At 64.0% G+C, this 18,101-nt stretch carries 17 protein-coding genes and 1 pseudogene; 8 read left to right on the top strand and 10 right to left on the bottom strand.

Annotation, left to right across the window (positions count from 1 at the left end; translation table 11 throughout):
- The first annotated feature begins 17 nt into the window (after positions 1–17).
- The 4 genes from XF30_RS04775 to XF30_RS04760 all read left to right on the top strand — a co-directional run bounded on the left by XF30_RS04775 (position 18) and on the right by XF30_RS04760 (position 6,667).
- Positions 18–1,952, top strand: coding sequence for an acyltransferase family protein (locus XF30_RS04775; protein ID WP_283811123.1), 1,935 nt, complete (start codon positions 18–20; stop codon positions 1,950–1,952).
- Between the two features lie 186 nt (positions 1,953–2,138).
- Complete coding sequence (gene dinB / locus XF30_RS04770) at positions 2,139–3,239, top strand: DNA polymerase IV (RefSeq protein WP_109142061.1); 1,101 nt, start codon at positions 2,139–2,141, stop codon at positions 3,237–3,239.
- Between the two features lie 103 nt (positions 3,240–3,342).
- A complete protein-coding gene (locus XF30_RS04765) occupies positions 3,343–4,788 on the top strand; it encodes a sensor histidine kinase (protein ID WP_109142060.1) in 1,446 nt (481 codons plus the stop codon).
- Positions 4,789–5,212: 424 nt separating this feature from the next.
- Positions 5,213–6,667 carry a lipopolysaccharide biosynthesis protein gene (locus XF30_RS04760; RefSeq protein WP_158284328.1) on the top strand — a complete coding sequence of 485 codons (1,455 nt, stop codon included), beginning with the start codon at positions 5,213–5,215 and terminating at the stop codon, positions 6,665–6,667.
- 125 nt (positions 6,668–6,792) lie between these two features.
- Here XF30_RS04760 and XF30_RS04755 read toward each other — a convergent pair whose 3' ends face one another.
- Positions 6,793–7,086, bottom strand: coding sequence for a hypothetical protein (locus XF30_RS04755; RefSeq protein WP_036024052.1), 294 nt, complete (start codon positions 7,084–7,086; stop codon positions 6,793–6,795).
- 203 nt (positions 7,087–7,289) lie between these two features.
- A complete protein-coding gene (locus XF30_RS04750; protein ID WP_109142059.1) occupies positions 7,290–7,976 on the bottom strand; it encodes a DNA-3-methyladenine glycosylase I in 687 nt (228 codons plus the stop codon).
- 209 nt (positions 7,977–8,185) lie between these two features.
- Between XF30_RS04750 and XF30_RS04745 the strand changes: the two genes are divergently transcribed.
- On the top strand, positions 8,186–9,013 hold the full coding sequence (locus XF30_RS04745; RefSeq protein WP_109142058.1) for a metallophosphoesterase family protein: 828 nt from the start codon (positions 8,186–8,188) through the stop codon (positions 9,011–9,013).
- Here XF30_RS04745 and XF30_RS04740 read toward each other — a convergent pair.
- The 4 genes from XF30_RS04740 to XF30_RS04725 form a co-directional block, all read right to left on the bottom strand.
- The gene (locus XF30_RS04740) at positions 8,952–9,437 is read right to left on the bottom strand and encodes a Crp/Fnr family transcriptional regulator (protein ID WP_036002505.1); all 486 of its coding nucleotides are present in this window, start codon (positions 9,435–9,437) and stop codon (positions 8,952–8,954) included. The genes XF30_RS04745 and XF30_RS04740 overlap by 62 nt on opposite strands.
- A gap of 102 nt (positions 9,438–9,539) precedes the next feature.
- A complete protein-coding gene (locus XF30_RS04735; RefSeq protein ID WP_036024036.1) occupies positions 9,540–10,280 on the bottom strand; it encodes a di-trans,poly-cis-decaprenylcistransferase in 741 nt (246 codons plus the stop codon).
- A 29-nt stretch (positions 10,281–10,309) separates the two neighbouring features.
- Positions 10,310–10,684, bottom strand: coding sequence for a transcriptional regulator (locus XF30_RS04730; protein ID WP_025033235.1), 375 nt, complete (start codon positions 10,682–10,684; stop codon positions 10,310–10,312).
- The gene (locus XF30_RS04725; protein ID WP_036002509.1) at positions 10,671–11,288 is read right to left on the bottom strand and encodes a hypothetical protein; all 618 of its coding nucleotides are present in this window, start codon (positions 11,286–11,288) and stop codon (positions 10,671–10,673) included. Before XF30_RS04725 ends, XF30_RS04730 begins: the two co-directional genes overlap by 14 nt.
- 206 nt (positions 11,289–11,494) lie before the next feature.
- Here XF30_RS04725 and XF30_RS04720 point away from each other — a divergent pair, with 206 nt between their 5' ends.
- Entirely contained in the window at positions 11,495–12,742 is a 1,248-nt protein-coding gene (locus tag XF30_RS04720) for a S1C family serine protease (protein WP_109142057.1), read from the top strand.
- Between the two features lie 166 nt (positions 12,743–12,908).
- On the opposite strand, the gene XF30_RS04715 is transcribed toward XF30_RS04720, so the two are convergent.
- From XF30_RS04715 to XF30_RS04700, 4 genes and pseudogenes are all read right to left on the bottom strand, one after another.
- Positions 12,909–13,646, bottom strand: coding sequence for a DUF899 domain-containing protein (locus tag XF30_RS04715; protein ID WP_109142056.1), 738 nt, complete (start codon positions 13,644–13,646; stop codon positions 12,909–12,911).
- Positions 13,647–13,663: 17 nt separating this feature from the next.
- Positions 13,664–13,999: pseudogene (locus tag XF30_RS04710) on the bottom strand (SRPBCC family protein); the annotation flags it as partial.
- An 8-nt stretch (positions 14,000–14,007) separates the two neighbouring features.
- The gene (locus XF30_RS04705; RefSeq protein ID WP_036002521.1) at positions 14,008–14,460 is read right to left on the bottom strand and encodes an ArsR/SmtB family transcription factor; all 453 of its coding nucleotides are present in this window, start codon (positions 14,458–14,460) and stop codon (positions 14,008–14,010) included.
- 149 nt (positions 14,461–14,609) lie between these two features.
- Positions 14,610–15,584: a Bug family tripartite tricarboxylate transporter substrate binding protein gene (locus tag XF30_RS04700; RefSeq protein WP_036002523.1), complete on the bottom strand. Its 975-nt coding sequence runs from the start codon at positions 15,582–15,584 to the stop codon at positions 14,610–14,612.
- Positions 15,585–15,707: 123 nt separating this feature from the next.
- Here XF30_RS04700 and XF30_RS04695 point away from each other — a divergent pair, with 123 nt between their 5' ends.
- Both XF30_RS04695 and XF30_RS04690 read left to right on the top strand, forming a co-directional pair.
- Positions 15,708–16,124: a VOC family protein gene (locus XF30_RS04695; protein ID WP_109142053.1), complete on the top strand. Its 417-nt coding sequence runs from the start codon at positions 15,708–15,710 to the stop codon at positions 16,122–16,124.
- A 261-nt stretch (positions 16,125–16,385) separates the two neighbouring features.
- Positions 16,386–17,966 carry an AMP-binding protein gene (locus XF30_RS04690; RefSeq protein ID WP_109142052.1) on the top strand — a complete coding sequence of 527 codons (1,581 nt, stop codon included), beginning with the start codon at positions 16,386–16,388 and terminating at the stop codon, positions 17,964–17,966.
- Positions 17,967–18,101 lie beyond the last annotated feature (135 nt).

Genomic DNA, 18,101 nt, shown 5'->3' with positions numbered 1-18,101 from the left:
GCCAGTGGATTCAGCAATTGGTTACAAAGTTATCCCATCGACGCGACATTGACGGGCTCCGGGCGATCGCCGTCTTGAGCGTATTCCTCTATCATTTGGACGTTCCGCCGTTCGGCGGCGGCTTCGTTGGCGTCGACCTGTTTTTCGTCGTGTCCGGCTATCTGATCTCTCGGATCATTCTCAGCGAGGCAGATCGCGGCGAATTTTCGCTCCAGCGATTTTACGAGCGCCGCATCCGGCGCCTCTTTCCCGCAGCGATCGTCACCATCATCGGCATCTTGGCCGTCGGTGGCCTCTGGTTCTCTCCGGAGCTTTTCAAGGGCCTGACTCAAGACGCCGTGGCTACGCTGGTATCGGTCTCGAATTTCTACTTCTGGCGCGGCAGCCACGCCTATTTCGCCAACTCGACCGATCCCAGCCCCGTGCTTCACTTCTGGTCGCTGGCCGTCGAGGAGCAATTCTATCTGTTTTGGCCCGTGTTCATTCTGCTGGGGCGCCGATTGCTCGGTCGCGCACTGCCTTTGCTCATTCTTGGCATCGCAATTCTTTCGCTCGGCGTCGCGCAAGCGACACTCGCAACCGACAGCTCGGGTGCTTTCTACCTGCCGACCTGTCGCGCCTTCGAATTTGCGATCGGAGCGCTGGTCATCTTTGCTGAGCAGAGGCTGACCTTCCAGGCCGGAGCGCGCTCGCTGTTGGCTGCCGCCGGATTCGGTTTGATCGCTTACGCGGTCGTCAGCTTCGACAGTGCGACCTCCTTCCCTGGCGCGACGGCCCTCATCCCATGCCTGGGTGCAGCCTGCGTGATCTTGGCGGGCGAGCGTCACGTCCTTTCGCCTGTCCTGACCAATCCGCTGAGTGCGGGGATCGGGCTGGTGTCCTACTCGCTCTACCTCGTGCACTGGCCCCTGATCGTCTACGCAAACTACATCCTGGGCGACGACGCCAAGTCGGTTGCGGTGAAAGCGCTGATCGTCGCCCTCGCGATGACGCTGGCTGTGCTGATGTATCGGCTGATCGAACAGCCTTATCGCGCGGGTCGCTCGTCACTGCTGCGAGTCGCCGGCCCCGCCGCCGCGACGATCGTCGCGCTCGCGATTGTTGCATTTGTGGCCAACCGCCAAGATGGCTGGCCATGGCGGCTCCCGGCACAGGCCCGCGAGGTCGCCGATCTGCAGCGATTCGGCTTCTGGCCGTGCGCCAAGAGCGCACAATCGAAATGTGCCTTCGGTTCATTGAGCGACCCCGTTGGCGTGCAAGTGCTCGGCGACTCCTTCGCCGAGCATTATGTCGCAGCGCTGGACCCGGCGGCAAAGCGCGCCGCCGTCCGGGGAGAGGCCTATACGGCCGAAGGTTGTCCGTTGCTCGTCGGCCTCGTGCGAGCAGCTTTCGACGGCTCGCAGGACTGCAAACGCCAGCGCGATACCTACCTCGCCGCGATCAGGCAGAACCAGGCTCCAATCGTGCTCAGTCAATCCTGGATGACCTACGGCGATGCGCTCCGCAACGAGCTCGCGCCGGAGGTCAATGCACCGGCCCTGCAGGTCTGGCGGGCCGGCATCGAGAACACGATCCATGAGCTGGGCGGCAGCGGACGACGCATCCTGATCATAGCGCCCGGAGTCGAGCCGGGCTGCCGCAGTCCGATGTCCCGCTTCGCACCGGGACCCCTCTGGCACGCGCCAAGCAAGCCCTGTCCTGCTGTGCCCCTTGATCGCGTGCAGGCCGACAATCGCGAATTCCACGCCATGCTCGAGGAGATCCGGAGCCGCTACCCGAACCAGGTCTTTCTGCTCTATCCAGAACGCTATTTGTGCGGAGAAGCCGAGTGTCCGACCGCCATGGACGGCCTCTGGCTCTATTGGGACGTCAATCACCTCACGGTCGCAGGTGCGCAGCGCGTTGGCGACGGAGCCTCAAGCCAGCTCCTTGAGTTCATCCGTGGCAAGTAGGAGCCTCTGCCTCTCCCAAGCGATCGCGGCCGAGCCGAAGCCATCTCGACTGAACGGAACTGACGAGCGCCTCTCGTCACGAGCCTGAGATAGCTTTTGACCCTGCCGCGATTGTGCAGCTCAATTCAGCCGCCGGATCGACGGAAGCATCCCTCAGCTCGCGCATCTCGATTGTATCATCTTTCCATGAGCGAATCCGACCCGACGACCGGCGAGCCCTCGCCTGTCCGCAAGATCATCCATATCGACATGGATGCGTTCTATGCCTCTGTGGAGCAGCGCGACAATCCGGAGCTGCGCGGCAAGCCGGTCGCGGTCGGCGGCTCCGCGGAACGCGGCGTCGTTGCGGCTGCGAGCTACGAGGCTCGAAAGTTCGGCGTTCGCTCGGCCATGCCGTCGGTGACGGCGAAGCGGCAATGTCCCGACCTGATCTTCGTCAAGCCGCGCTTCGAGGTCTACAAGGCGATCTCCAGGCAAATCCGCGACATCTTTGCCGAGCACACGCCCGTCATCGAGCCGCTGTCGCTGGACGAAGCCTATCTCGACGTGACGGAGAACCTGCAAGGCATCCCGCTGGCGCGGGACATCGCGCTCGAGATCCGCGCGAAGATCAAGGCGGAGACCGGCCTCACCGCGTCGGCGGGCATCTCCTACAACAAGTTTCTGGCCAAGCTCGCGTCCGATCATCGCAAGCCCAACGGCCAGTTCGTGATCTCGCCGGAGATGGGGCCGGCCTTCGTCGAGCCGCTGCCGGTCGGCAAATTCCACGGCATCGGTCCGGCGACGGCTGCGAAGATGAACGCGCTCGGCCTGTTCACCGGCCGGGACATCCGCAACCAATCCCTGGAGTTCATGAACGCGAATTTCGGCAAGTCAGGCGCGTATTATTATTGGATATCGCGCGGCGTCGACGAGCGGCCGGTCCGCGCCAACCGGATCCGCAAATCCGTCGGCGCGGAGAACACGTTCTCGACCGACCTCGATGCGTTCGACGCGCTTGCCGCCGAGCTAAGGCCGCTCGTCGACAAGGTCTGGCGGCATTGCGAGGCGACGGGCAATCGCGGCCGCACCGTCACCCTGAAGATCAAGTTCGCCGATTTCGAGATCATCACGCGCAGCCGATCCGTCGCGGCGTCCGTTGCCGGACGCGACGATCTGGAGCGGCTGGCCTGCGGCCTGCTCGAAGCCGAGATGCCGCTGCCCAAGCGCGTCAGGCTGCTTGGGGTCTCGTTGTCGTCGCTCCACCCCGCCGGCGAGTCGGAGCCGCAGCTGACGCTGGGCATCTGAACGCGGCTTGAGGCCCCTTCGGTGAACGCGGCATCTTTATCCGCGACGCGGCGCCAAACCTGTCGTAGATACACCAGACATGACTTTTCGCGATTGAGTTTGGATGCTTGCCTTATTGATACGCCTCGGACTGCGCTTCGAAGACCGCATCGAGGAACGCCGGTTTGTCGACCAATATGTCCGGGGCAGTCTCGGATGGACGCAGATCGCGATGCTGCTTGGCGCCGCCACCTATGCCAGCTACACGCTCTGGGATTGGGTGCTCTACCCCGAAGTCGTGCCGACCACGCTCGCAATCCGCGGTGGAACCGCCGTGGTCATCCTGCTCCCGCTGACGGCGCTGCTGTCGCGGCGCCGGATGAAGCCATGGGCGGAGACGATCTTTCTCATCTATTGCGTCATCCCGGGCTGCATTCTGCCGAGCATCTATCTCGTGCTTCCCTCGGGCTTCACCTTTGCCGCGCCCGGCATGATGATGATCATACTGTTCGTCTCGACCATGCTGCCCTTGCGGATCGGCTCGCTGGCGATCTTCTGCCTGCTGTCGTGGGTGGCGTTGCTGGTCGCCGAGACATTCGCGTCGACAATGCCGACCGGCCTGAGCTTCATCAACCATTCTCTCGTCGGCAACGCCTACGCATTGTCGCTCTACGCGGTGGCTGCGCGCGAGTACCGGGCGCGAAAGCAGTTCCGGACATCCGAGGCGCTGCAACAGGAAAAGGAACGCTCCGAGAAATCGTTGCGCGATCTGCGCGCGACCCAGGAGCATCTCGTGCAGGCGGAAAAGCTCGCCTCGCTCGGGCAATTGGTGGCAGGTGTCGCTCACGAGGTCAGCACCCCGCTCGGCCTCGCCTTGACGACGTCAACGGCCATGCAGGATGACCTGCAAACGATGAGTGATGCATTGGGCGGAGCATCGGTCCGGCGGTCCGATCTAACCAAGGGCATTGACCGGCTCAAGCAGGGGCTCAACCTGACCTTCGAAAATCTGCACCGCGCATCCGAAATGGTGCACAGCTTCAGGCAGGTCGCGGTCCATCAAGCCGATGAGGACCGGCGCAGTTTCGAGCTCAGGGATTGGCTATCGGAGTTGATGTCCCGGCTCGGGCCATTGCTGTCGCATCATGCCCTGACCGTGGAGGTACACTGCCCGGCGGGAATCAAGCTCAACAGCTATCCCGGAGCGCTTGCTCAGGTGATCAGCAATCTCGCCCTCAACACTGCAGCGCATGCGTATCCTGACAAGAGAGGCGGCCGGTTCGTGATCACGGTAAACCAACCGAATCCGAGATCAGTCCGCCTTGTCTGCGCTGATGAAGGCGTCGGAATCCCTGACCACCTGCAGGCGCACATCTTCGATCCATTCGTCACGACAAGTCGCGAGAAAGGCAATGCCGGTCTGGGACTGCACATCGCGTTCAATCTCGTCACCTCATCGCTCAACGGGCGCTTGCTGCTCGAGAGCAAGGCGAGTCCGGGAACTCAGATCGTCATCGAAATTCCCGTTGAAGAACACGTTGCAAGAGAACCGCGAAGACTAGAGGTTTGACACTATTGCGAGCGGTTCTGTGTCGATCTTCGAGGCACTGCCTGACGTGAAGCTGACAGACCAGCCTCTTTTTCGATTTCGACGCGCTGCTCTGAACAAGATGCACTCCATTGGCTGTTCGTTCGAGCGCGATCGACGTAAAGTTTTTTGCGAACGCAGTTTGGTCGCGCCATTCAATTGACACGTACTGACGGATAGTCGTCGGCGTTTCGCGACGCTGCTCACGCGCGATAGCCTCGATGTCTCTCTCGTGCGGTGGTCCGCGCATGAGGGCGTCCGGTTGATCGCACATGAATGAAGCGCCAATCGCATGAAATCGAAAAGATAAACTGTCGTTTGATTCACCGTCTTGCTTTCGAACTGCGCTTGAAATTTTCGTTGTTCGCCGCTCGAGGAGCTGATCGTGACTCAACTCAACATGCGCTTGTCCGAGGACGAGCAGTCCCGGAACGTACGGAAAGGTGCGCTCGCTGCGATCGTCACTCAGGTCGTGCGTGTAGCGACGCAGACCGGATCTGTGATCCTGCTCTCGCGCCTACTGACGCCAGTCGACTTTGGTACTTATGCAATGGCTTCGCCGGTGCTCGCCTTCGCGGTGCTGTTCCAGGATCTCGGTCTTGGACACGCGACCGTGCAGAAGGACGAGTTGACGCACAACGAGCTGAGTGCGCTGTTCTGGGTGAACCTCTCGGTCGGCGCGCTACTGGCGGCCACACAGGTGGCGCTATCGCCGCTCGTCGCCAGGTTCTACAGCGCGCCAAATCTCGCCCCACTGACATCCGGTATGAGCGTCACGTTGCTGCTCAGCGGCGCTGACGTCCAGCATTTGTCGTTGCTGACGCGACAGATGAGATTCTGGACGCTGGCAGGCCTGGAGTCCGCGGCCGCACTGACTGGATTACTGACCTCTGCCGCGGTCGCGTACGTCTATCACAGCTATTGGGCCATTCTCGCCGGCAGCCTGACATCAGGTCTGGTGCTCGCGAGCGGCGCGTGGCTGAGTTCGGGATGGTTGCCGTCGAGGCCCGGCTCGATCAAGGCTGCACGCGACATGCTGAACTTCGGGCTCGGCGTGACCGGCTACAATCTTGCCGAATTCCTGTCCCGCAATACCGACGGGGTGTTGATCGGCAAGGTCTGGGGGGCTGCCTCGCTTGGCGCGTATAACCGCGCCTACCGGTTGCTGCTGTTTCCGCTTCAGCAAGTCAGCAATCCGATGGTGCGAATCATGCTGCCGACGCTGTCGGGCCTGCTGAAGGAGCCGGAGCGCTATCGGGATTCGTTCCGTCGCGCGGTGCTGCCGGCGCTCCTGCTCGTGTTGCCTGGCGTCGGCTTCATGATCGCGACCGCCGATACGCTGGTCGAAACCCTGCTCGGCGACCAATGGAGCGAGGCTGCGCCGATCTTCGTCGCCCTCAGCATCGCCGGTCTGCTGCAGACCAGCAACAGCCCCGCCAACTGGCTTTTCCTCAGCCAGGGCCGCACCAAGGAATACATGCGCTGGGGCCTGTTCAATGTCTCAACATCGATTCTCGCTTTCATATGCGGGCTGCCGTTCGGACCAGTCGGCGTCGCCAGCGCATACTCGATCAGCGAGTGCGTGCGCACGCCCATCCTGTGGTGGCTGATTGGGCGACGCGGCCCGGTGCGTCATCGAGACCTCATGGAAGTGGTCGGGCCACATCTCGCCGGAGCCCTCGCTTCCGTGGTGACGGTGTCTCTGCTGCATCGCTGGCTGCTGGCGCGTTCGATCGGAGGGATCCCGGAATTGGCAGCCTGCTTCTGCCTTTCATATGCGGTTTCGCTCACGATCGTTGCGCTGTTTCCGGCCTGTCGCGGAGAAATGTGGCGCTACGCACAGAGCATTCGCGGCAGATAATGCGACCGGCACCAGACCGTTCGCAAGACGGCGGAGCTGATCACCACGTCACCAGTCACGCCAAAGCCGCGCGCGCCACGGGAGTGCCGTGGCGCACGTGTCTCCAAAACGTCCCGTCGGGCTGCTCAATGCCTCACATGCTCGAACACCACGATCACGCCGGTCGGTTCGGGCTCATGCGCCATCAGGCGCGTCAGGTCGGAATCGCCCCAATCAGCGAGGCTGACGACTTCGCCGCTCTGGCGGTCGCTGCCGAGCGATCCCGTCGGCTCGAGCACCTTGAGGCCCATCTCGTCGACGAAGAAGGTGTGCTCGCCGAACATGCTGTTGAGCTGCGGCATCGCCGGATGTTCGTCGGGCAGCACCTGGGCGCCGAGCTGGTTGACGGTCTGCTTCACCTGTTCAGATGTGAGCTTCATGAGCTGCTCCGTTGTTGTATCCGGTTTCATCGAGCCAGGCGGGAGCGAGCATTCCCTGCGCCCTTATGCGCTTGGCTCAGAGTCCCGAACAGGTGCTGCGGACAAATGTTCCTGCGAAATGTATTTCGTGATCGCGGGGTTTCATCGGCCGCGTTCGCGGCACAGGATCGCCACAGGATGCACACGATCTATCGATCGACGCGCTACTCGCTGCTGTTCTCGCCGACCGACAGCGCGCAGATGCGTGACAGATATGTGTACGGCAGGCCGGACTCCTCGGCCCAGGCGTTGAACTGCGCCTGCACCTTGGCGAGATCGCCCTTCGACTTGACCTCCTCGGCGATGTCGAGACCGGCAGCGCGCAGGCAGGCCACGACGTCCTTCGACGTCACGAAGCCGTCCCAGCCGACGAAGCGGAGCAGCATCTGGCCGGTGTTGCCGCCCAGCCGGCTGCCGCGCTTGTTGAGGAGGTCGAGCAGGCCGATCTCGTCGGAGGACGGCCATTTCGTCAGAAACTTGCCGAAGCTGCCGTGCTCCTTCGCGATCTCCTGCACGAAGGCGGCGTTGTCGCGCACCGACATGATCTTGGCACCGTTGCGCACGATGCGCGCGTCGCGCAGCAGGCCTTCCCAATAGTCTTCGGGCTGGAACGTGAGCTTGGCGGGCTGGAAATGCAGGAAGGCCTGTTCGAAGCCGTCCCATTTGGAGTCGATCACGCTCCAGGCAAAGCCGGCGCAGAACACCCGCTTGGTCATTTCGGCGAGGATACGATCGTCGCCGAGCTTGGCGAGCTGCTTGAGGTCCGGCTTGGCCGGCATCAACTTGTCCAGCGCCTTGGGCCCGCCCTTGCGCTTCTCGGCGCGGGCGCGAATGGTCTTGAAGGGGGTCATGTGAACACGGGTGTTGAGGGCAGGCCACGACACCAGAATTCGGCGATCCGGTCCAGCCCCCGCATTGCCGCCCCTTGCGCTCTGCGACGGGACGCAGCATGCTGTCGCTCATTGGATTGATGCAAAGGGGCGGCCGGGCTGGTCTGCTTCTTGCTTTATACCGTTTTTGGAATTCCCTGACATTTTGATCTCTCGCCGTCGGATTTTCCATGCGCTGCCTGGTCGTGGCCGACCTGCACTATTCGCTGCCGCAGCTCGACTGGCTGGTCAGCGCGGCGCCGCAATTCGACCTCGTGATCTTCGCCGGCGACGCGCTCGACATTGGCTCGATAGTGGATTTCCGCGCCCAGATCGTGGTGGTGAAGAAGTATCTCGCGCTGCTGGCCGCGACGACCCGCGTGATCCTCTGCTCCGGCAATCACGATCTCGACGAGCGCAACGCCGAAGGTGAGAAGATTTCGCGCTGGATCTCGGAGGTGCGCGAGCTCGGCATCGCCTGCGACGGCGACGGCCTGACGGTCGGCGATACCCTGTTCACGGTGTGCCCATGGTGGGACGGACCCCAGGTCAAGCAACGCCTCATCGAGCAGTTGCGCGATGCCGCAGCCGTCAGGCCGCAGCGCTGGATCTGGGCGCATCATGCGCCGCCGGCGGATTCACCGACGAGCTGGGGCGGCAAGCGCTTCTTCGGCGACGTCGAGCTGGTGCAGTGGATCATGCAATACCAGCCGTCGATGGTGATCTCGGGCCATGTGCATCAATCGCCCTTCATCAGCAATGGATCGTGGTTCGACCGGCTGGGCCAGACCTGGGTCTTCAACACGGGCCTGCAACCCGGCCGTCCCCCGACCTACATCGTGCTCGATCTCGATGCCGGCAAGGCGTTCTGGCTGGCGGCCGGCGAGGCGCAATGGATCGACCTGAATGCGCCGTTGCGGCGGCCCGCCGCCCCCATCGAGGCGCCGCCCGACTGGCTCACATTCTTGGATCGGATTGCCGATCAGAGCCGGGCGAAACCTCAGCCGGCGGCAGGTTGATCATGCTCTGGAGCACTTCGCCGACCATGGCCAGATGCGTGCCGTGGCCGGCATATTGCCGCTTCAGATCGGCGAGGTAGGTGTTGGCGACGTTGAGCCTCTGCGCCAGCATTTTTGCGATCAGCAGCGCCACGCCCGGCTCCCTCTCGAGGAACGCGGCGGCATCCTCGAATTCGTAGACGATGGCGTCGGAGCAGGCGCGTACCGTTGCGGTGTGCGGCTGGCCCAGCAGCACGGACATCTCACCCAGCACCGCGCCGGGCTCGGTGACGGTGGCGACCACCATCTCGCCCTTGAGCACCTCGAGCCTGCCTTGCATCAGCACGTAGAGATGGCCGGAGGTGCCCCCCTCGGCGACGATGATGGTGCCGGCGGCAAGCTGCCGCTCCGTTCCGCCGGTGCAGTAATCGAGGACTGCGCGCATGGTGCGAACGCTCCCGTCGCAGGGGTACACAACGCCGGAAGACTAGAGCACGATCCGTGCCGAGCGGCAATCGGTGGGGGAGCCGGCGGGCGCCGAGGCGCCTCACACCTGCGAGAGCGAGGGCGCCTCTCCGGGCATAATGGCTTGCAGCCCGCCGAAGCGGCGCTCGCGGCCATGGAAGGCGGCGAGCGCCTCGGCAAGATCGCCCGCGTCGAATTCGGGCCACATCCGCTCGGTGAAGTACAGCTCGGCATAGGCGCCTTCCCAAAGCAGGAAGTCCGACAGCCGCTTCTCGCCGGAGGTGCGGATGATGAGGTCGACGTCGCGAAGGCCAGCCTCGCCCGTGACGAGCTGCGAGAAGGCTTCACGCGTCAGGCTGGTCAGCGCGGCCGCCTTGGCCGCGGCATTGAGGATGGCGTCGCGCGCGGAATAATCGACGGCGATGCGCACATGCAGCGCGCGGCCATCGGCGGTGGCCGCCTCGGCGCGCGCGATCGCGGCGGCGATGCCGTCGGGCAGGCGATCGCGGCGGCCGATGACGGAGAGGCGCACGCCGTTCTTGACGAGGCTCTGCACTTCGTTCGCGAGGTAGAAGCGCAGCAGGGTCATCAGCGCCGCGACCTCGGCCTTCGGCCGCCGCCAATTGTCGGTGGAGAAGGCGTAAAGCGTCAGCGTGCCGATGCCCTGCTTGGGCGCGGCCTCGACGATGCGGCGGATGGTCTCGACGCCGGCCTCGTGGCCGCGCACGCGCGACAGGCCGCGCCGCGTCGCCCATCGGCCGTTGCCGTCCATGATGATGCCGACATGAAGCTTCTCGTTGCGGGACGTGATGTCACTTTGCATTGCAAAGTCTCCGGTCAAAAAAGGGGAGATCAGGTCGAGGCGATGCCGAGACGGCCGAGCGGCGGCGCTTCGCGGCCAGCGGCCTTCGCCGCGTCGCGCACCAGCCGCTCGAGCACGGCGAGATAGTCGAGGAAGCGGCGGCGGCCGGCCTTGGTGAGGCGGCAGGTGGTGTGCGGGCGATTGCCCTCGTAGCCCTTGGTCACCTCGACCAGTCCGGCTTCCTGCAGCACGGCAAGGTGCCGGCTGAGATTGCCGTCGGTGAGGCCGCAGAGCTGCTTGAGATCGCCGAACGCCAGCCCCTTGGGATGCGCCATCAGCGAGGTCAGAAGCCCGAGCCTCGCCTTCTCGTGGATCACGCGGTCGAGGCCTTCATAGGAGAAGGGCGCGCTGTCAGTCTTCGACATCGTTGTCTCCGGACGCGAAATGCAGAATGGCCGCCATCAGCGATTGGCCGATCAGGAAAGGTAGGCCCATGGTCCATGGCGACAGCGTGTGGGTTCGGCTCGCGAGCACCACGACCGCGAAGCCGGACACGAAATACCAGGCGCCGGCGAGCGCCACCGTGCGCGGCAGCGAGCGGACCGAGGCAAAGATGCCGAGCGACACCAGGATCTGCCACAGGCCCGGCAGCAGCCACAGCGTCTCGCTCGCGAACTTCCACATCACCACCGCGAGCAGAACGCCGGCAACGCCCGCCGGCAGGAACTGCTCGACCGCCTGGTGGATCATCGCGTCGGCGAGGCCGGAGTGATGGCGCCGCGACCGGGCGCGCATCTCGATGCCGATGATCAATCCAGACAGCGCGGCGGCGATGAACCAGCCGATGAAGAAAACGAGCGGCTCGCCGGTGGGATCATCCAACAACCAGAATTGCAGGACGGCGGTGATGAGCGCAACAGCACCGGTCGCCGCCATCGTCGCCGGGCCGTAACCGCGGAAGGCGGTACCTGCCGCGATCTGGCTGCGGATCGTCACGATGTCGGCCAGCGCCTTGTCGAGATCGCGCATGGGCAACGCCAAAACCTCGTTCCACCCCGACTTTCGCGGGACACCGGTCCCGTTACTTTGTATTGCAAAGTATATGGCACTGCAAAGTAAATGCAAGCCCAAATTGTTGCGGTCAGCCGAACCGACTGGTGCGGACAACTGACGGTTGCGCCTCACCTGCCCTCGCGGATAAGATGGATGCGAGTGCGTTTGCCGGGGGCTGGGGTATGTGGTTGAGGTCGTTGGTCGTTGCGTTCGTGTTGCAGATGAGTGTGTTCGGGGCGAACGCGGCGGGGCCGTTCGGCACCGTCAAGGTCGGCAACTGGGCAGGCGGCGCATTCAGCAATGACGAGACGGGCGCGTTCTCCCATTGCGCGGCGACCGCACCTTACGCCAACGGCGTGAGTCTCTTCGTCGCGCAGAATGCGGCCGGCTCCTGGCTGCTGAGCTTTGCCAGCCCCAGCTTTCGCTTCAACAAGGGCGATACCGCGCCCATCGACTTCATCTTCGACGGCCAGGAGCAGGCGAGGTTGTTTGCGACCGCCGGCACCACCAATATGGTGACGACCATGCTGCCCCCCAACGTCGCTCGCACCTTCCAGAAGGCAAGCCTGATGGTGATCACGACCAACGGGAGCAAGCCACTCCAATTTGTGCTGACGTCGACGGCCCCCCTTATCGCGGCGCTGGCGAACTGCGTCACGCGGGTGAAGGCAGACGGGCTCAGCAAGGCCGGCGATTTCACCAAGGGTGCGGCCAAGCCGGCGGCGACGGCGGAGAAGCAGACGGCAGCGCCGGCCGGCGGCAAACCCGCCCGAGCCAGGAGCGGCAGCGGCTTCGTCGTCAGCGCGAGCGGGCACGTCGTCACCAACCATCATGTGATCGACGGCTGCGTCGGCGACGTCAGGGGCAATCTCACCGGCGAAGCCGCAATGGTGCTGCGCGTCGTCTCGAGCGATGCCAACAACGACCTCGCCCTGTTGCAGGCGCCGTCGACGACGACCTTCAAGGATTTTGCCCGGATCCGCGACCGCTCGATCCGCTCCGGCGATTCCGTGATCGCGATCGGCTTTCCCTATCACGGCATCCTGACCTCGGACTTCAGCGTGACCACCGGCATCGTGAGCTCGCTCAGCGGCATGCGCAACGACTCGCGCTTCCTGCAGATCAGCGCACCTGTGCAGCCAGGCAATAGCGGCGGGCCGCTGTTCGACAACACGGGTCAGGTCGTGGGCGTGGTCACGGGCAAGATTCCAGCCTTGCGGATCGCGGTGGCGACCGGCAACATCCCTGAAAACATCAATTTCGCCATCAAGACCGGAGTGCTGCGCGATTTCCTCGACAATTCGATCGTGCCCTATCAGACCGCCGAGCCAAAGAGCGAGCTCAAGACCACCGACATCGCCACCAACGCCCGGCCTTACACGATGCTGATCTCGTGCAACGCGGCGGAGCAGGCGGAGGCGAAGCGGTAGCTATCGGGGCAAGGCACACCCTGCACCTCACCCGTAGCTGTCATTCCCCGCGAAGGCGGGGAATCCAGTATGCCGCGGCCTTTCGATTCATCACTGCCGTCTCGGAATACTGGATCGCCCGGTCAAGCCGGGCGATGACACCTTTGATGTGCGTCGAGCGCTCCCCTCACCCGTGGCAGCACGCACCCTTCGCCGGCTGCGGCTCGTACTGGTCGCGCAGGCGGACCCAGTCCATCGGATAGGGCAGGCCTTCCTCGTGACGGCCGAGCGGGGTGAGATCGAGATATTGATAAGCGGCGTTCATCATGTCGAGGCCGCGGGCGAAGCAGGAATAGGTGTGGAAGATCGCGCCGGCCTCGTCGCGGAAGAACACGCTGATGCCGGGCAGCTCGGGGCCGTAGAACGGCGTGGTCCCGAAATTGTACATCGGCTTGCCGGTCGCGACCTCTTCCTGTGAGAACGTCACGCCGTAATCGCGGTTGAAGTCGTTGTGGCCTGACGAAACCCAGTCGAAGGTCCAGCCCATCCGTTTCTTGAAGGCTTCGAGCTTTGCGCTTGGCGCCAGCGAGACCGCAACCATAGCGGTGTCGCGCGCGGCCAAATGCGGCACCATGCGCTCGAACCCATCGGCCCAGAACGAACAGCTCTTGCAGGCCGCGTCCCAATCGGGTGCGAACATCACGTGCTGCACGATCAGCTGCGGCCGGCCCTTGAACAGATCGCCCAGGGACACAATGCCGTTCGCCCCTTCGAATTCGTACGCCTTGTCGACCTTGACCCAGGGGAGCCGGCGGCGCTCGTCGGCAAGCCGTTCGCGAGCCTGGGTCAATTCCTTCTCGTGGGCCAGAAGGGCCTTGCGCGCGACGATCCATTGCTCGCGCGAAACGATCTGATGTTGCTGCATGGCGTTCTCCTTGGGGATCAGGCGACGAAAGCATCGAGCTTGTCGAAAATCGAGCTCCAGCCGCGCTGGTGGTTGTCGCGCGCGGTCTCGTCGAAGAACTGGGCGTGTTGAAAGATCATCAAGGTGCCGGCAGCGTCCGGCTTCAGCGAGATCGTCACCAGCGATTCACGCTCCGGCGTCGAGTGCCAGGCCCAGGTGAAGACGAGAAGCTCGCTCGGCACCACCTCGCGATAGCAGCCGCCGGCCTCGAAATATTCGCCGTCGTCGCCGGTGAAGCTGATGCGAAACCGGCCGCCAACGCGAACGTCGAGCTCGGCTTGAAGCGTCGCCGGCTTCATGTTTGGCGGCCCGAACCATTGCGCTAGCTGCGCGGCTTGCGTCCAGGCGGCGTAGACCTTTTGCGGCGGCGCGCGGAGCCGGCGCGTGAGCGTGAGGCTTGGTCGTTCTGCCGGGCGTTCGGCGGTGTTGGCGGCTGCGTTGGCCATGTCTCTTCCTCCACGAAGGCGGCAAGGCGATCAAGATTGTGGGACCAGAACTGCGCATAGCGATTGAGCCAGTTCATCGCCTGCTCCATCGGCTGCGCGGTCAGCCGGCAGGCGACCGTGCGCCCGGTCTTCTCGCGCACGATCAGCCCGGCATCGGTGAGCACGTCGAGATGCTTCATGATCGCCGGCAGCGATACCGCAAACGGGGCCGCCAGCTCGCTCACCGACAGGCCGTCCTGCTCGCCGAGGCGCGCCAGCAAGGCACGACGCGTCGGGTCTGACAGCGCCGCAAAAGTCCGGTCCAGCGTCTCGTCCTGATACTTAACCATGTGGTTTAGTATAGACGCGAGCGCGACAACGTCAAGCCGGAAGGCGCAGACGCGGATCCGCACGAGAGCGTGATCGGGTTGCTGGCAATGCAGCCAAGAAAAAAGCCCTGCCGAACGGCAGGGCTCTCTTCCTCGTCATAACGAATTTTCTACTCGACCTTCAGGCCGGCGAAGTCGACGACCTTCTTCCACTTCTCGGTCTCGGCCTTGATCTCCTCGCCGAACGCCTCGGGCGTCTGCACCCGCGGCTCGCCGCCGAGCTCGACCAGGCGCTTGGCCATGTCGGGCTCCTTGAGCACCGCGTTGACCTCGGCGTTGAGCTTGGCGATGATTTCCTTCGGCGTGTTCTTCGGCGCGCCCATGCCGAACAACGCGCTCGCCTCATAGCCCTTGACGGTGTCGGCGATCGGCTGCACGTCGGGCAGCTGCGGCGAGCGTTCCGTGGTGGTGACGCCGATCGCGCGCAGGCTGCCGGAGCGGATGTGCTGAATGATCGAGGGCATGTTGTCGAAGATCACCTGCACCTGGCCGGCGAGCATGTCGGTGATCGCGGGCGCGGCGCCGCGATAGGGCACGTGCTGCATCTTGCAGCCGGTCATGGCCATGAACATCTCGCCGGACAGATGCACCGAGGTGCCGTTGCCGGACGAGGCCATGTTCACCTTGCCGGGATTGGCCTTCACATACTCGATGAACTCGGCGACGTTCTTGGCCGGCACGTCCTTGTTGACGGTCATCACGTTCGGCACGCGCTGGAACGAGGCGACCGGCGCGATATCGTTCACGAAGTTAAACTTGAGATTCTTGTAGAGCGAGGCGTTGATGTAGTTGGCCGGGTTGACCAGCTGCAGCGTGTAGCCGTCGGGCTCGGCATTGATGACCGATTCGGTCGCGATGTTGTTCCCGGCGCCGGGCTTGTTCTCGACCACGAATTGCTGGCCGAGCTTTTCCGACAGGCGCTGGCCGATCAGCCGTGCCAGGATGTCCGTGGCGCCGCCCGGCGGATAGCCCACCACCCATTTCACCGGACGGGCCGGATAATCGGCGGCAAGGGCCTTCGACAGCGGGGTGGCTGCAAGCGGACTGGCGGCGAGCAGGCCCAGCGCGGTACGGCGAGTGATCATCTCAAGGGTTCTCCCAGTGTTGTTCTTGAAGTCGGATGGCTTGAAAGCCGCGTCGCTGCGGTTGTAACAAAGCTTGCCGCGTGCGGAAAGTGCGCGGGGCACATCACGACGAAAGGATGAGACATGCCGGTCAAGGTTCATGCCCTGGATCATCTCGTGATCAATGTCAGCGACGTCGCGGCAAGTGCTGCGTGGTACGGCAAGATTCTCGGCATGGAAGTCAAGGTGTTCGATCCCGGCGGCGGCAAAGCGCCGCGGACTTTCCTTGAATTCGGTAACCAGAGGATCAACGTCCGGCAACGCGATGCCGACAAGGTGGAGTGGTTCACCGCGAACCATCCCACGGTGGGCAGCGAAGATTTGTGCTTTCTCACCTCGGCCACGCCGGACGAGGTGGTCGCGCATTTGCGGGCACATGGCGTCGCGATCGAGGAAGGTCCGGGCCCGAGGCAAGGCGCCCGCGGCACGTTGCGCTCGGTCTATTGCCGGGATCCCGATGGCAGTTTGATCGAGATCTCGTCGTACGGGGACGCCGGCTGATAGGGCCACGCTGCCCGCCCCGAAAACGTCATTGCGAACCACCGGGTCCGCGCAAAGCGCGGCCCGATGACAGGCTCCGCGAAGCAGTCCAGAATCCTCCGCGGAACCAGTCTGGATTGCTTCGTCGCAAGAACTCCTCGCAATGACGCAGGAGAGAGCTCGGCCCTCTCCCGGGATTTGCTTCACGCGTCGTCCAATGGCAGGAAGACGCAATCATCAAAAGACAGCCGCCGGCAAGATGCGGCTGCACCGGGAGGAGCCATGCCAGTTCAACAGACCACAGCTGGAATCGTGGGCCCGTTCGACGGGCTCGACGTGCCCTGGCTGCTCAAGCTGCGCGCCGAGGTCCGGCGTGATCATCCGTTCCTGATCTGGGCGCCGTTCGACGCGCCGGCGCGGCGCTGGAGCTACGGCGAGTTTCATGAGCGCGTCGGCGCGCTCGCGGCCGGCCTCGCCAGGCGCGGTGTCAAGCCGGGCCAATATGTGCTCATTCATCTCGACAATTGCATCGAGGCGATGCTGGCCTGGTTCGCCTGCGTCGAGCTCGGGGCCATCGCGGTCACCACCAACACGCGTTCGGCGCCGGCCGAGATCGCGTATTTCGCCGATCATTGCGGCGCGGTCGCCGCGATCACGCAGCCGGCCTATGCGGAAGCCGTCGCGCAGAACTGCAACAACATAAGCTGGCTGGCGGTGACCTCGCACGATGCGGGCGCGGCGCCTGCGCGCGGCGTCTCGCGCGGCGACAGCTTCGAATCGCTGTTCGCCGACAGTGCCGATCGTCCCCAGCGCGCGACCGATCCGCTCGCGCCATGCAGCGTGCAATACACCTCGGGCACGACGTCGCGGCCGAAGGCGGTGCTGTGGACCCATGCCAACGCGCTGTGGGGCGCCAAGATCAACGCCGCGCATGAGGACCTTCACGCCGGCGACGTGCACCAGGCGTACCTGCCGCTGTTCCACACCAATGCGCTGGCCTATTCCATGCTGGCGGCGCTGTGGGTCGGCGCCACTTGCGTGATCCAGCCGCGTTTCTCCGCCAGCCGGTTCTGGAGCGTCGCGCGCGAGCACGGCGCGACCTGGACCTCGACGATCCCGTTCTGCATGAAGGCGCTGCTCGAGCAGGATATCCCGAAAGACCACAAGTTCCGCCTGTGGGGCACCGCCATCAACGAGCCGCCGGCCTTTGCCGCCTTCGGCGTCAAGATGATCGGCTGGTGGGGCATGACCGAGACCATCACCCACGGCATCGTCGGCGAGGTGGATCAGCCCAACATCCCGATGTCGATCGGTCGCGCCGCGCCCGAATATCAGATCCGCATCACCGACGACGACGGACGGCCGACGGAGGTCGGCGACACCGGCAATCTCGCGATCAGAGGCATCCCCGGCCTGTCGCTGTTCGCCGAGTACCTGCACAACGAGAAGGCGACGCGCGAGAGTTTTGACGAGCACGGCTTCTTCCTCACCGGCGACCGCGTCGAGCGATTGGAGAACGGCTTCATCAAGTTCGGCGACCGCGCCAAGGACATGCTGAAGGTCGGCGGCGAGAACGTTGCGGCCTCCGAGATCGAGCAGGTGATCGCGCTCGTGCCGGGCGTGCGCGAGGCCGCGGTGGTGGCGAAGAAGCATCCGATGCTGGACGAGGTGCCGGTGGTCTTCATCATCCCGCAGGGCGGCGTCGCAGGCGCTGCGCCCGACTTGCATGATCGCGTGATGGAAGCCTGCCGCAGGAGTCTTGCCGACTTCAAGCTGCCGCGCGAGATCAGGCTCGTCGACGACATGCCGCGCTCGACGCTGGAGAAGGTGGCGAAGGCGGAGCTGCGGAAGCTGGTGGGGTGATCTCGTAGGTGGGTTAGCCGAAGGCGTAACCCACCTACTTCGTTCGGCAATCGCGGAGGCATGGTGGGTTACGCCTGGCGCCTGCGCTTCGCGCAGCCGCGAGGCTAACCCACCCTATGACTACGGCATCCCGAC

The organism is Bradyrhizobium sp. SUTN9-2 (genome assembly GCF_003122645.1).
Taxonomy (GTDB): domain Bacteria; phylum Pseudomonadota; class Alphaproteobacteria; order Rhizobiales; family Xanthobacteraceae; genus Bradyrhizobium; species Bradyrhizobium yuanmingense.
This window is presented reverse-complemented; position numbering and strand designations above follow the sequence as displayed.